This is a genomic window from Mycobacterium sp. E1747, from assembly GCF_001667775.1.
Lineage (GTDB): Bacteria > Actinomycetota > Actinomycetes > Mycobacteriales > Mycobacteriaceae > Mycobacterium.
In genome coordinates, this window is record NZ_LZJI01000228.1 from 67,602 (window position 1) to 79,707 (window position 12,106).

Consider the following 12,106-nt stretch of genomic DNA (forward strand, 5'->3'; position numbering starts at 1 on the left):
CCCAGTGCCGCGTTCATCCACAACCGGATGAACGCGTCTAGCGGATGCGGTCGGCCCGGGTGTAGACGTTCATCGAGTCCTCGCGCAGGAAGGCGACCAACGTGATCCCCGACTCCTCGGCCAACGACACCGCCAGCGACGACGGCGCGGACACGGCGGCCAGCACCGGAATCCCGGCCAGCACCGCTTTCTGGGTCAGCTCGAAGGAGGCCCGGCCACTGACCAGCAGCACCGAACCGGCCAGCGGCACCTGGCGCTGCTCCAGCGCCCACCCGATGACCTTGTCGACGGCGTTGTGCCTGCCGACGTCCTCACGCACCGCGAGCATCGTCCCGTCGATCCCGAACAGCGCGGCGGCGTGCAGCCCGCCGGTGCTGTCGAAAACCTTTTGCGCGGAACGGAGTTGGCCGGGCATCGCTTCGAGCGTGGCCGCCGCGACGGTCGCGGGATCAGCTCCGGGAGCGAAGCGGCCGATCACGCGCACCGCATCCAGCGACGCCTTGCCACAGACGCCGCACGAGGAGGTGGTGTAGAAATTTCGGGTCACGTCGAGGGTCGGTGCCGTGACGCCGGCGGCCAACGTCACGTCCAGCACGTTATAGGTGTTCGCACCCTCGACGGCGCCACCGCAATACCGGATGGTCTGCACGTCGTCGCGTCCAGCGATGATGCCCTCGGTCAGCAGAAAGCCTTGCGCCAATTCGAAATCCGCGCCCGGCGTGCGCATGGTCACGGTGACGGCCGCGCCGTTCACCCTAATCTCGAGCGGTTCCTCGACGACCAGGGTCTCGGGCCGGGTGGTGGCTTTGCCGGCGGTCAGGTGGGTCACCCGCCGGCGCGCAGTTACGTGTCGCACGAGGCGATTTCGCCGTCGGCGGGGATCGCGGCGCAGTGCTGAGACCTCACGCAGCAAAACTACCCCGGCCTCAGAGCGCCGAGGCCAGCGCGGTCAGGGTTTCCGCCGAGGAGTGCACCGGCCGCCAGCCCAGTTGGGTGCGTGCCTTGGTGGTGTCCATCACCATGGACGTGCGCGCGGTGTGCAGCCATTCGAGCATGGACGGGACCAGCGGCACCCGCGAGAGCGCCGCCGAGGCCGCCGAGGCCGCGACCGCGGGCACCCGGACCGGGCGGCCACCCAGTGCCCTGGCCACGTCGGTGACCGTGACGACGCCGTCACCGGCGATGTTGTACGCCCCGGGGGGCGCCGGCGTGGTGGCCGCCAGCGCGATCGCGCTGGCGACGTCGTCGTGGTGCACCAACTGCAGCGGATAGCCGGGGTCCGGGACGACCGGCTTCAGTATCGGCACCGCCTTCACCACGGCGCGCATCGGGCCGGGCAGTTGGTTCCACGGCATCGCGTCGGCCAAGGCGGTGGCGTTGGGGCCGGCGACGATGCACGGCCGCAACACGAAGACCTCCAGCGGCGAATCCTTGGTGATCTCGCCGAGCAGCGCCTCGCACGCCGCCTTCTGCTCGGAGTAGTAATGCTCCTCGGACCCCCGCGCCGGCACGTCCTCGGTCAATGGGTCGGGGTTGTCGCTGTGATACCCGTAGGCCGCCACCGACGACGTGTACACCAGCCGCCGGGTCCGCTCGCTGGCGACCGTCGCCTCGAACACGTTGCGGGTGCCCTGCAGATTGATGCGGGCGCTCTCTTCCCGCGACCCCATGATGATGAACGCCAGGTGGATCACCACGTCGGCCTGGGCCACCAGGGCGTCGACGGCCTCGCGGTCCAGGATGTCGCCCTGCTGGTAGGCCGTCTTCTGCCAGCCGCGCGAAGACGGGTCGAACGCCCGGCGCGCCATCCCGATGATGGCGTCGACGGCCGGTTCGCGTTCCAGCGCCGTCACCGCCGACATCCCGATCTCACCGGTCGGCCCGGTCACGGCGACAGTAATGCCCACTCCAACGCTCTTTCCCCTCGGCGGCCCGCCGAAACCCCGGGCGGGAAACGTCACCCAGAGCCGCAGGGCGGTGGCGCGAATCGTGAATGCCCCACGTACGGGTACCCGCATTGTGCGCGGACGATTTTCGTCGCCCGCGCGCTGGCGGCAAGGGCGCGTGCAATTCGTCGCAATCGAGCCGAACAGCGTGTGGACCACGCACGCAGGGCCGATAATCTACGGCGATCGAACGCGGGGTCAGACGGCATTGCGCAGGGAAAGAGGCACAGCATGGGGAACGAATCGACGGCCGCGGGCCAACCGGCGCCCGGCGGGGAGAAGGCCGACCCCGGCACGGTTTTCGCCGCGCTCGCCGAGATCATCTACCAGGGCTCCGACGTCGGCCAGATGTACGCGGCCATCTGCGTCGCCGCCACCCTCGTGGTCCGCGGGTGTGACCACGCCAGCCTGCTGCTTCGCGACGGCGACCGGTACGTCACCGTGGGCGCGAGTGACCAGTTGGCCCAGCAGATCGACGAGCTGGAACGGCGGTCGGGTGACGGGCCCTGCATCGACGCGATCGAGGAGGAGACCCCGCAGATCGAGCCCGACCTGAGGACGCCGTCGCTGTGGCCCCACCTGGCGAAGACGCTGGTGGCCGAGACCCCGGTGCGCGGGGCGATGGGCTTTCGGCTGCTGGTGGACAAGCGCAAAGGCGCCGCGCTCAACCTGTTCAGCGACACCGCAGGCGTCTTCGACGCCGAGTCGGCCGGGCGTGCGGCGGTGCTGGCCGCGTTCGCCAGCGTGGCCATCAACGCGGTCAACAAGGGCGAGGACGCCAGCAGCCTGCGGCGGGGACTGCTGAGCAACCGGGAGATCGGCAAGGCGGTCGGCATGCTGATGCTGCTCCACGACATGACCGAGGAGCAGGCGTTCGACCTGCTGCGAAGCCACTCGCAGGCGCTCAATATCAAGCTGGCCGACGTGGCCCGCGAGGTGATCGAGCGACGCGGCGAGCTGCCGTCCTCGGACGACAAGGAGAACGGCTAGCCCGACTATTCGGGCAGCCGCAGCTCGGGCTTTTCCACCTCTTCGATGTTGACGTCCTTGAACGTCACCACCCGCACCTGCTTGACGAACCGCGCCGGCCGGTACATATCCCACACCCACGCGTCGGACAGCCGCAGTTCGAAATACACCTCGCCGTCGGCGTTGCGCGGCACCATCTCGACGCTATTAGCCAGGTAGAACCGCCGCTCGGTTTCCACGACGTAGCTGAACTGTCCGACGATGTCCTTGTATTCGCGGTACAGCGAGAGCTCCATCTCGGTTTCGTACTTTTCGAGATCCTCGGCACTCATCTGTTCAGACGTCCTTCTCGGAGAAACACTTCCCCGGCGTTCCGCCCAGGGAATCCTGGTCCCATCTTTCCTCACCGATATCCGCCGCGCGCGGGCGGAGGTCCGGTCTGCATTCGGCCACCACGCGGCCACCCAACCCCTGTGACCCTATGGCCACCCGCCGGACGTTGATAAACGAATGGCGGTGTTCGGGGCAGGGCCCCAGCCGCGTCAGCGCCGCGCTGTGCGCCGGCGTGCTGTAGCCCTTGTGCTCGGCGAAACCGTAACCCGGGTGGTCGGCCTCCATGGCGACCATCAGGCGGTCCCGGCTCACCTTCGCCAGCACGCTGGCCGCGGCGATGCAGGCCGCCACCGCGTCGCCCCCGATCACCGGCAACGACGGCACCGGCAGCCCGGGGACGCGGAATCCGTCGCTCAGCACATACCCGGGCCGCACCGGCAGGCCCGCGACGGCGCGCCGCATGCCCTCGATGTTCGCGACGTGCACGCCGCGCCGGTCCACCTCTGCCGGCGGGATGAACACCACGTGGTAGGCCAGCGCGTAGCGACGGATCAGGGGGAACAGCTTCTCCCGGGCGGCCTCGGTGAGCTTCTTCGAATCATCAAGTGCCGCAAGACTTTCCAGTCGTCCGGGGCCAAGCACACAGGCGGCCACGACCAGCGGGCCCGCGCAGGCGCCGCGACCGACTTCGTCCACCCCCGCGACCGGGCCCAACCCGCTGCGGTACAGCGCGGATTCCAGCGTGCGCAATCCCGACGACTTGCGGATCACCGTCCGCGGCGGCCACGTCGTGGCCATGGCTACTGATGCTGCTGCGGGTTCACCGAAGACACGCCACCCCAGCGCCCCGGCGGCCACACGATGAACCTCGCCTTGCCGATCACGTTGGACACCGGCACGGTCCCCGACGTCGGATCACCCGTGCATAACACGCCCTTGAGCGCCTCGGTCGGGACGCTGGTGCAGTGGGCGCGGGAATCCGCCGAATGCGTCCGGTTGTCGCCCATCACCCACAGCCGCCCCTTGGGCACGGTGACCGGCCCGAACTCGCTGCCCAGGCACGGGTACACCGACGGGTCGGCCATCATGGTGGCCGGATCCAGGTACGACTCTTTGAGCGGCTTGCCGTCGACGGTCAACCCGGTGTCGGCGCGGCACTGCACCGTCTGCCCGCCGACCGCGATGACCCGCTTGACCAGGTCGTTCTCGTCGGGTGGCACGAAGCCGATGAAGGACAGCGCATCCTGCGCCCAGCGCAGCACCGTGTTGTTGGACCGGATCGACTTGTAGCCGAGGTTCCAGGATGGCGGCCCCTTGAAGACGATGACATCGCCGGGGCGCGGCGGGCCGAAGCGATAGGTGACCTTGTCGACCATGATCCGGTCGCCGACGCAGCCGGCGCACCCGTGCAACGTCGGTTCCATCGACTCCGACGGGATCAGGTAGGGCCGTGCCACGAACGTCAGCATCACGTAATAGAGCGCCACCGCGATCACGGCCAGCAGCGCGAATTCGCGCACGGCGGATCGCTTGGTCCGCTCCGGCGCGTCCCGGTCGGGCTCGTCCGCCGGCTCGGGAACCGATTCGGCCACCTCCGGCGCCTTGCCTTCGGGCGGGTCCGGGATGCGGGTGGAGACCTTCGGCTCTGACTGGGCGGACGGGGGCTCAGGTGAGTCCGTGGGATCGGTCACGTGATCAGAGTAGCCAGCGCAGATTGTGGCGCTGTAAACCGACCGGGACCGCCGCCCGGCCGTCCCGGCTCAGCGCTTTTCCTTGATCTTGGCCTTCTTGCCGCGGAGCTCACGCAGGTAGTAGAGCTTGGCGCGGCGCACATCGCCACGGGTCACCACCTCGATGTGGTCGATGTTGGGCGAATGCACCGGGAAGGTCCGCTCGACGCCGACGCCGTAGCTCTCCTTGCGCACGGTGAAGGTCTCGCGGATTCCGCCGCCCTGCCGGCGGATCACCGCGCCCTTGAACACCTGGATGCGCTCCTTGGCACCCTCGATGACCTTCACGTGCACGTTGACGGTGTCGCCCGGGCCGAAAACCGGGATGTCGTCGCGCAGCGACGCTTGGTCGACGAAGTCCAGGCGGTTCATTAGAAGGCACTTCCTTGCGGTCGCGGCCTGCGGCAACAGCCCTCACCCGGGGTGTGAGCGGTCGCCAAGCCGATGGTTTTGGGCAACTTGCGCGCATCTCGCAGCAGGCGGGAAGCGGCCCGGCCGGCCAGCAACCGCTGGAGACAACTGGTCAATTGTGCCAGACAGGGCGCTTGCCACGAAAATCACAGCTTCCGACGCGGTTCGCAGCGAGCCGAAGACGCTGGTAAATGGTACATATGACTGGGGCCAGAACGCGCTACCGGACCTTGCGTGACGGCCGGATCAGGTGGCGCGACGCGGCCCGCGCCTGTGCACCTCGGTGCGCCCGAGCCAGCCGGAGGAGAGGAATGCGCGTTCGGCCGCTGACCTTGTTCACCGCCACAGCGGCGGTGGCGTTGGTGGTGGCCGCCGGTTGCGAGGCGAAGGTACAGGCCAAGGTCTACAACCTCCCGGTGTATGTCACCCCCGACCGCGGCCTGCGCCAGCCGCCCCCGCAAAGAACGCGGCTGATGCTCGATGCCGTCAAGCCGGAGCAACCGGAGCAGCCGGAGCAGCAACTGTCCAGCGCGGGACCCGTCGGCCTGCAGGCCCGCGTGCAGCAAGCGACCGACGAGGCCGCCACCCGCGGGGCCGCACTGTCGGTGGCGATTCTCGATCGCCATACCCATCAGCTGGTTTCCACCGGCAACAGCCAGGTCATCGGCACCGCCTCGGTGGCCAAGCTCTTCATCGCCGACGACCTGCTGCTGCACGAATCCCAGGGCAAGGCCGCACTGAGCGCCGACGACCGCCAGGCGTTGGACATCATGCTGCAGTCCTCCGACGACGGCGCCGCCGAAAGGTTCTGGGCCCAGGGCGGCGACAACGCCATCATCAGCGCGGTCGCGGCCCGCTACGGCCTGGCGTCGACCACGCCGCCCAGCGACGGACGCTGGTGGAACACCATGAGCACCACGACCGACCTCGTCCGCTACTACGAGATGCTGCTCGACGGGTCCGGCGGCCTTCCGCCCGACAAGGCGAAGCTCATCGTCGACGACCTGGCCCAGTCCACGCCGAACGGGCTCGACGGCTATCCGCAGCGCTTCGGCATCCCGGAGGGGTTGTACGCCGAACCGGTGGCGGTCAAGCAGGGCTGGATGTGCTGCATCGGCAGCGCCTGGATGCACCTGTCGACCGGGATGATCGGCGCGGACCGTCGCTACATCATGGTGGTGCAGTCCCTGCAATCCTCCGACGACGCCACCGCCCGCGAGACCATCACCCGGGCGGTCAAGACGATATTTCCCGACGGTCGGATCGACCCGTTGCGGCGCGGCCTCTAGTCGGAGGGGTCCAGCAGCCCGGGACGGCGTTCGCGGGTGCGCTGCAAGGAAACCTCTCGCCGCCATGCCTCGACGCGCGCGTGGTCGCCGGACAGCAAGACCTCGGGTACGTCGAGCCCGCGCCAGCTCGGCGGCCTGGTATAGCTGGGGCCTTCGAGCAGCCGATCCAGGGCCGGCGAATGCGAATCCTGCAGGTGCGAGGCGGGATTGCCGAGCACTCCGTCGAGCAGGCGCACCACGGCTTCGATCATCACCACGGCCGCCGACTCCCCACCCGGCAGGACGTAGTCACCGATCGAGACCTCCTGCACCCGCATCCGCCGGGCGGCATCCTCGATGACCCGCTGGTCGATGCCCTCGTAGCGTCCGCACGCGAACACCAGGTGCTCTTCGGCGCTCCACCGCTGGGCGTCGGCCTGGGTGAACAACGCACCGGCGGGTGTGGGTACCACCAAAACGGTTCGCTCCGAGCAGATTTCGTCCAGCGCCTCGCCCCACACCGGCGCCTTCATCACCATCCCCGGACCGCCGCCGTAGGGCGCGTCGTCGACCGAGCGGTGCACGTCGTGCGTCCACCGCCGCAGGTCATGCACCCGCAGGTCGACCAGGCCCGACTGAATCGCCTTGCCGGGCAACGACTGTCGCAGCGGATCCAGGAAGGCGGGAAAGATGGTGACGACGTCGATTCTCATGCCAGATCCAGCAGACCCTCGGGTGGATCGATCTCCGCGACACCGTCGTCGAGTGACACCGAGGTGACGATCGCGCCGACGAACGGCACCAACACTTCCCCGCCGTCGCCCCGGCGCACCGCCAACAGCTCCCCGGCGGCAGTGTGCAGCACCTCGGCGACGACGCCGACCTCCTGCCCCGTCACCGTCCGCACGCGCAGCCCCTCGAGCTGGTGGTCGTAGTAGGTGTCCGGCTCGTCGATGGGGGGCAGGTCATCGGAATCGACGACGAACAGGGTGCCGCGCAGCGCGTCGGCGGAGTCACGATCGGTCACCCCGGCCAATCGCACCAGCAGCCGCCCACCGTGGTCACGCGCACTCTCGACGACGAAGTCGCGTTCCGCGCCGCCGCGGGAAGACCTGCCGCGCAACGTTTTACCGGGCGCAAAGCGGGCGTCGGGATCGTCGGTGTGGATCTCGACGACGACTTCGCCGCCGATCCCGTGCGCCTTCGCGACGCGCCCGACCGTCAACTCCAACGGAGTTCCATGAGCGGCTACTGGTCGGTGTCCACCACGTCGACGCGGATGCCGCGGCCACCGATACCGGCGACCAGCGTGCGCAGGGCGGTCGCGGTGCGACCGCCGCGACCGATTACCTTGCCCAGGTCGTCGGGATGGACGTGGACCTCGACAGTTCGGCCGCGGCGACTGGTCACCATGTCCACCCGGACATCGTCGGGGTTGTCGACAATCCCGCGCACCAGGTGCTCCACCGCGTCAACGACGACCGTGCTCATTTCCGCGTCAGCTTTCGGTGCTCGGCTCGGCCTGCTCGCCACCTTCGGCGGCCGTCTCGGCCGTCGCGGCCTCTGCGGGAGCCTCGGTGGCGGCCTCGGGCTCGGCGGCCTTCGCGGCCTTCTTCGCCCCTGAAGTTGAAGCCTTCTTCTTCGGCTTCGCGGCCTCGGTGGTCGGGCCGCCCTCGGCCTCCGCCAGCGCGGCGTTGAACAGCTCCAGCTTGCTCGGCTTGGGCGGGGCGACCTTCAAGCGGCCCTCGGCGCCGGGCAGTCCCTTGAACTTCTGCCAGTCGCCGGTGATCTTCAGCAGCTTGAGGACGGGCTCGGTGGGCTGAGCTCCCACCGACAGCCAGTACTGGGCGCGCTCGGAGTTGATCTCGATGAGGCTCGGGTCTTCCTTCGGGTGGTAGCGACCGATGACCTCGATGGAGCGACCGTCGCGCCGCGTCCGCGCGTCGGCGACGGCGATGCGGTACTGGGGATTGCGGATCTTGCCAAGCCGGGTGAGCTTGATCTTCACAGCCATGGTTAAGCGAATTCTCCTGTGTGTGTCACGCTGCAATTCAGCGATCGGGGCGGGATGCCCGGATCCGGTTTTGCCTCGCGTGTCTGACCGCGAAGCGATGCGTAATCGCTCGGCGGACAGCCGCCCATTGTGCCAGAACAGGGCGCCGCGCCAGAAATCGCGGCGATCGCAAGCGCGGTGAAGCCGGGCGCCGCGGGCGCACGGCACAGCCGTGACGGCAAATTTCGGCGAAGGCGGGCGAAAGCCCCCGACCTACATGACCTTCTGGAAAACCTTCGACTCCACCCGGCGGGTCATCCGCCAGCCCTCGGGCGTGCGGGCGAACTCGTCGTCGTACCAGAGCCCGCAGAACAACACCTGATCCTTGTCACCGCCGAGCACCATCGGGTTGAAGCAGATCACCCGCGACGACGCCTCGTCGCCGTCAACACGCACCGAGAAGTTGCCCAGCATGTGCGCGTACACCGGGAAATTCGGCAGTACCTCCGAGAGCCACTTCTTGACCTCCGGGTAGTGGCCCTCGATGCCCCCGAGCGCGGTGTAGTCGATGTACGCGTCTTCGGTGAACACCTTGTCGAGATCGTCGAATCGGCGCTGGTCAATGGCGGTGGAATAGTCAACCAGCAGCTGCTGGATCTCTAAGCGGTCGGAAATCTCGGCCAGGCTCAACATGCCTCGGACAGTAGACGAAAATCGGCGCTCAAAAGGCCCGGAAGTTAGACTTTCGGCCCATGCGCAAGGTCATGGCCCTCAGGGTCGGCGTCGCGGCCCTGCTGACGGTCGGTGCGTGCGGCGCCACCGTCCCCACCTCCTGGGCCGACAGCATGCAGCCGGTCGGCTCGATGCCGATCCCCGACGGCCCCGCACAGACCTGGATCGTCGCCGACCTGGACAGCGGTCAGGTGCTGGCCGGCCGCGACCAGAATGTGGCGCACCCGCCGGCGAGCACCATTAAGGTGCTGTTGGCGCTGGTGACCCTCGATCAAGTCGGCCTGGATTCCACCGTGGTCGCCGATACCGCCGACGCCCAGGTGGAGTGCAACTGTGTCGGCGTCAAACCGGGCCGTCTCTACACCGCGCGCCAGCTGCTGGACGGCCTGCTGCTGGTCTCGGGCAACGACGCCGCCAACACGCTGGCGCACATGCTGGGCGGACCCGAGGCCACGGTCGCCAAAATGAACGCCAAGGCGGCCTCCCTGGGGGCGACGAGCACCCATGCCGCGACGCCGTCCGGCCTCGACGGGCCCGGCGGATCCGGATCCTCGACGGCGCACGACTTGGCCGTCATCTTCCGAGCCGCGATGGCCAATCCGGTGTTCGCCCAGATCACCGCGGAGCCCTCGGCGATGTTTCCCGGCGACCACGGGGATCAGCCGATCGTCAACCAGGACGAGCTGTTGCAGCGCTATCCGGGCGCGATCGGCGGCAAGACCGGGTTCACCGACGCCGCGCGCAAGACGTTCGTCGGCGCGGCGGCCCGCGGCGGCCGGCGGCTGGTCATCGCGATGATGTACGGCCTGGTGAAGGCGGGCGGGCCGAGCTACTGGGACCAGGCCGCGACGCTGTTCGACTGGGGATTCGCGCTCAACCCGCAGTCCAGCATCGGCTCGCTATAGGTCCGCGTCCGGCGCCGCCGCGGACAGCAGCGTCATCAGCATCGGGATGCGCTGCTCGGCGATCTGCGGTTGCGGCAGCACCCCCTCCACCACCGCGGCCCCGTCGAACACGTTGGTCAGCACCGTCACCAGGACGGGGAACGTCCCCTCGGGGAAGCTCTCGGCACCGGGCAGGGTGCGGGCGGCCTCGAGGATCTTGGTGGAGTACTGCCGAAGCTCGTGTTGCAAAGTCTCCCTGAGCTTTTCGTCGGTGCGCGCGGCGACCAGCAGCTCGTAGAGCACCGCGTTGGCCGGGTCGGCGGTGACGTCGCGCAGGATCGCCAAGGCGGCTTCGAGCGCCGGGCGATCGGGCGGGATCTCGGCTACCCGCTTGGTGAACGTCTCGAGCTGGCGGCGCAGCACCTCGGAGGCGGTGGCCGCCATGAAGTCGCCCATCGTCTCGAAGTGCCGGAACAGGGCGCCCACGGATACGCCCGCGCGCTTGGTGATCACGGCGGCAGACGCCCGGGCGTAGCCGACCTCGATGATGGTGTCGATGCAGGCGTCGAGGAGTCGGCCGACGGTCTCTTCTCGACGCTGCTGCTGGGTTCTGGCCACGTCAGGCCCCGACTTTCGCGGCGCTGCGGCCGCGGTGCCGCTGGCCCGCGCGCAGGTAGCGGCCCGACTTCACGGTCTGGCCGTAGCCCTCGCGGAACCGGCCCGCGCGGAAGACCACGGCGCCGCCCACGCCGGTCGCGACGACGGCGTCGTCGTTGCGGTTGACCATGCGCCGCAGGCCGCCGTAGAAGGCCACCTCCTCCTCGTAGTAGCCCTCCACGGCCTCGTTGAGGCCGGCCGGGTCGATCACCACGAAGTCCGCGCGGTCGCCCTGGCGCAGCGTGCCGGCGTCGATGCCGAACCACTCCCCCAGTTCGCCGGTCAGGCGATGCACCGCATGCTCGGTCGACATGAACGGCGCGCCGGCCCGGTCGGCGTCCCGGGTGCGCTTGAGCAGCTTCAGCGGGAAGTTGTAGAAGGCCATGTTGCGCAAGTGCGCACCGGCGTCCGAGAACCCCATGTGCACGCTGCCCTCCTTGGCGAGCGCGTCGAGCAGCTTGGGCCGATGGTTGGCGACGATCGTCGTCCAGCGGACATTGCGTTCACCGTTCTCGACGAGCACGTCGAGGAACGCGTCCAGTGGATGCAGTTTGCGCTCGTCGGCGATGGCCCCAAAGCTCTTGCCTATCAACGACTTGTCGGGACATTCGACGATGACCGCGTCGTGGAAGTCGCGGTGCCACAGCGATGGGCCGAGTTTGATGCGGTCGAACTCGCGCCGGAACTGGCGGCGGTATTCCTTGTCGGCGAGTAACTCGTTGCGCTGCAACTGGTCCCGCAGGTGCAGCGCGGCGGTTCCGGCGCCGAACTCCTCGAAGACCGGCAGGTCGATCCCGTCGGAGTACAGCTCGAACGGCACCGGCAGATGCTGGAATCGCACATGAGAGCCCAGGAGCTTGTTGAGCAGGCGAGCCCCCGGACCGAAGACGTATACCGACAGCGGCATCGACTTGGCGTCGGCGGATACCAGCATGCTCATGCGAACGCCCTTGCCCCGGTTCAATATTCGGCTGCTGGCCAGGAAGAAGAGCATCCCGGTCGCGGGCGCTGCCGTCCACCTTCGCGACGTGGCGCGAGCGGCGCCGGCTGATCAAGGTGCTGCGCAAGCGCGGCCGCATCCTGCAGAGCGCCCCCAACGTGGCCAAGCCCGCGACCGGGATGCTCTTCTTCCTGGCCAGCAGCCGAATATTGAACCGGGGCAAGGGCGTTCGCATGAGCATGC

At 68.5% G+C, this 12,106-nt stretch carries 15 protein-coding genes and 1 pseudogene; 3 read left to right on the forward strand and 13 right to left on the reverse strand.

Translation table 11 applies throughout. From position 1 onward, the window contains the following. Positions 1–37: 37 nt before the first annotated feature. Both fdhD and A5695_RS24325 read right to left on the reverse strand, forming a co-directional pair. Positions 38–856 carry a formate dehydrogenase accessory sulfurtransferase FdhD gene (fdhD, locus tag A5695_RS24320; protein WP_068088495.1) on the reverse strand — a complete coding sequence of 273 codons (819 nt, stop codon included), beginning with the start codon at positions 854–856 and terminating at the stop codon, positions 38–40. Between the two features lie 70 nt (positions 857–926). Beyond that, positions 927–1,907: an SDR family oxidoreductase gene (locus A5695_RS24325; RefSeq protein WP_068088497.1), complete on the reverse strand. Its 981-nt coding sequence runs from the start codon at positions 1,905–1,907 to the stop codon at positions 927–929. 270 nt (positions 1,908–2,177) lie between these two features. Between A5695_RS24325 and A5695_RS24330 the strand changes: the two genes are divergently transcribed. Further along, positions 2,178–2,936: a GAF and ANTAR domain-containing protein gene (locus tag A5695_RS24330; RefSeq protein ID WP_068088500.1), complete on the forward strand. Its 759-nt coding sequence runs from the start codon at positions 2,178–2,180 to the stop codon at positions 2,934–2,936. Positions 2,937–2,941: 5 nt separating this feature from the next. Here the strand turns inward: A5695_RS24330 and A5695_RS24335 are convergent, their stop codons facing one another. From A5695_RS24335 to rplS, 4 genes are all read right to left on the reverse strand, one after another. After that, positions 2,942–3,247 carry a DUF2469 domain-containing protein gene (locus A5695_RS24335; protein WP_007171389.1) on the reverse strand — a complete coding sequence of 102 codons (306 nt, stop codon included), beginning with the start codon at positions 3,245–3,247 and terminating at the stop codon, positions 2,942–2,944. Positions 3,248–3,251: 4 nt separating this feature from the next. Continuing rightward, positions 3,252–4,046: a ribonuclease HII gene (locus A5695_RS24340; protein WP_068088503.1), complete on the reverse strand. Its 795-nt coding sequence runs from the start codon at positions 4,044–4,046 to the stop codon at positions 3,252–3,254. Positions 4,047–4,048: 2 nt separating this feature from the next. Continuing rightward, positions 4,049–4,939 (reverse strand): signal peptidase I, encoded by an 891-nt coding sequence (gene lepB / locus A5695_RS24345; RefSeq protein WP_068088506.1) that lies wholly within the window; start codon positions 4,937–4,939, stop codon positions 4,049–4,051. Positions 4,940–5,008: 69 nt separating this feature from the next. Continuing rightward, a complete protein-coding gene (gene rplS, locus A5695_RS24350) occupies positions 5,009–5,350 on the reverse strand; it encodes a 50S ribosomal protein L19 (protein WP_067212356.1) in 342 nt (113 codons plus the stop codon). A 350-nt stretch (positions 5,351–5,700) separates the two neighbouring features. On the opposite strand from rplS, the gene A5695_RS24355 reads away from it, so the two are divergent. Then, a complete protein-coding gene (locus tag A5695_RS24355) occupies positions 5,701–6,678 on the forward strand; it encodes a hypothetical protein (RefSeq protein ID WP_068088509.1) in 978 nt (325 codons plus the stop codon). Here A5695_RS24355 and trmD read toward each other — a convergent pair. From trmD to A5695_RS24380, 5 genes are all read right to left on the reverse strand, one after another. Beyond that, the gene (gene trmD, locus A5695_RS24360) at positions 6,675–7,370 is read right to left on the reverse strand and encodes a tRNA (guanosine(37)-N1)-methyltransferase TrmD (RefSeq protein ID WP_068088512.1); all 696 of its coding nucleotides are present in this window, start codon (positions 7,368–7,370) and stop codon (positions 6,675–6,677) included. The genes A5695_RS24355 and trmD overlap by 4 nt on opposite strands. Next, on the reverse strand, positions 7,367–7,888 hold the full coding sequence (gene rimM, locus A5695_RS24365; protein ID WP_068088515.1) for a ribosome maturation factor RimM: 522 nt from the start codon (positions 7,886–7,888) through the stop codon (positions 7,367–7,369). Before rimM ends, trmD begins: the two co-directional genes overlap by 4 nt. A 17-nt stretch (positions 7,889–7,905) precedes the next feature. Then, the gene (locus A5695_RS24370; RefSeq protein WP_003878715.1) at positions 7,906–8,148 is read right to left on the reverse strand and encodes an RNA-binding protein; all 243 of its coding nucleotides are present in this window, start codon (positions 8,146–8,148) and stop codon (positions 7,906–7,908) included. Positions 8,149–8,155: 7 nt separating this feature from the next. Further along, entirely contained in the window at positions 8,156–8,671 is a 516-nt protein-coding gene (rpsP, locus tag A5695_RS24375; RefSeq protein ID WP_068088518.1) for a 30S ribosomal protein S16, read from the reverse strand. 252 nt (positions 8,672–8,923) lie between these two features. Next, on the reverse strand, positions 8,924–9,343 hold the full coding sequence (locus tag A5695_RS24380; protein ID WP_068088521.1) for a nuclear transport factor 2 family protein: 420 nt from the start codon (positions 9,341–9,343) through the stop codon (positions 8,924–8,926). A 59-nt stretch (positions 9,344–9,402) separates the two neighbouring features. On the opposite strand from A5695_RS24380, the gene A5695_RS24385 reads away from it, so the two are divergent. After that, complete coding sequence (locus tag A5695_RS24385) at positions 9,403–10,287, forward strand: D-alanyl-D-alanine carboxypeptidase family protein (RefSeq protein ID WP_068088524.1); 885 nt, start codon at positions 9,403–9,405, stop codon at positions 10,285–10,287. Here the strand turns inward: A5695_RS24385 and A5695_RS24390 are convergent. Continuing rightward, a complete protein-coding gene (locus A5695_RS24390; protein WP_068088527.1) occupies positions 10,282–10,884 on the reverse strand; it encodes a TetR/AcrR family transcriptional regulator in 603 nt (200 codons plus the stop codon). The genes A5695_RS24385 and A5695_RS24390 overlap by 6 nt on opposite strands. Position 10,885: 1 nt before the next feature. Then, positions 10,886–11,929 (reverse strand): annotated as a pseudogene (locus A5695_RS24395) (hypothetical protein); the annotation flags it as partial. Positions 11,930–12,106: the final 177 nt, after the last annotated feature.

Coding starts and splice junctions, on each gene's coding strand:
- A5695_RS24335 (WP_007171389.1), bottom strand. CDS start 3,247: ATGAGTGCCGAGGATCTCGAAAAGTACGAAACCGAGATGGAGCTCTCG.
- rplS (WP_067212356.1), bottom strand. CDS start 5,350: ATGAACCGCCTGGACTTCGTCGACCAAGCGTCGCTGCGCGACGACATC.
- rpsP (WP_068088518.1), bottom strand. CDS start 8,671: ATGGCTGTGAAGATCAAGCTCACCCGGCTTGGCAAGATCCGCAATCCC.
- trmD (WP_068088512.1), bottom strand. CDS start 7,370: ATGAGAATCGACGTCGTCACCATCTTTCCCGCCTTCCTGGATCCGCTG.
- A5695_RS24355 (WP_068088509.1), top strand. CDS start 5,701: ATGCGCGTTCGGCCGCTGACCTTGTTCACCGCCACAGCGGCGGTGGCG.
- A5695_RS24370 (WP_003878715.1), bottom strand. CDS start 8,148: ATGAGCACGGTCGTCGTTGACGCGGTGGAGCACCTGGTGCGCGGGATT.
- A5695_RS24380 (WP_068088521.1), bottom strand. CDS start 9,343: ATGTTGAGCCTGGCCGAGATTTCCGACCGCTTAGAGATCCAGCAGCTG.
- A5695_RS24340 (WP_068088503.1), bottom strand. CDS start 4,046: ATGGCCACGACGTGGCCGCCGCGGACGGTGATCCGCAAGTCGTCGGGA.
- A5695_RS24385 (WP_068088524.1), top strand. CDS start 9,403: ATGCGCAAGGTCATGGCCCTCAGGGTCGGCGTCGCGGCCCTGCTGACG.
- A5695_RS24330 (WP_068088500.1), top strand. CDS start 2,178: ATGGGGAACGAATCGACGGCCGCGGGCCAACCGGCGCCCGGCGGGGAG.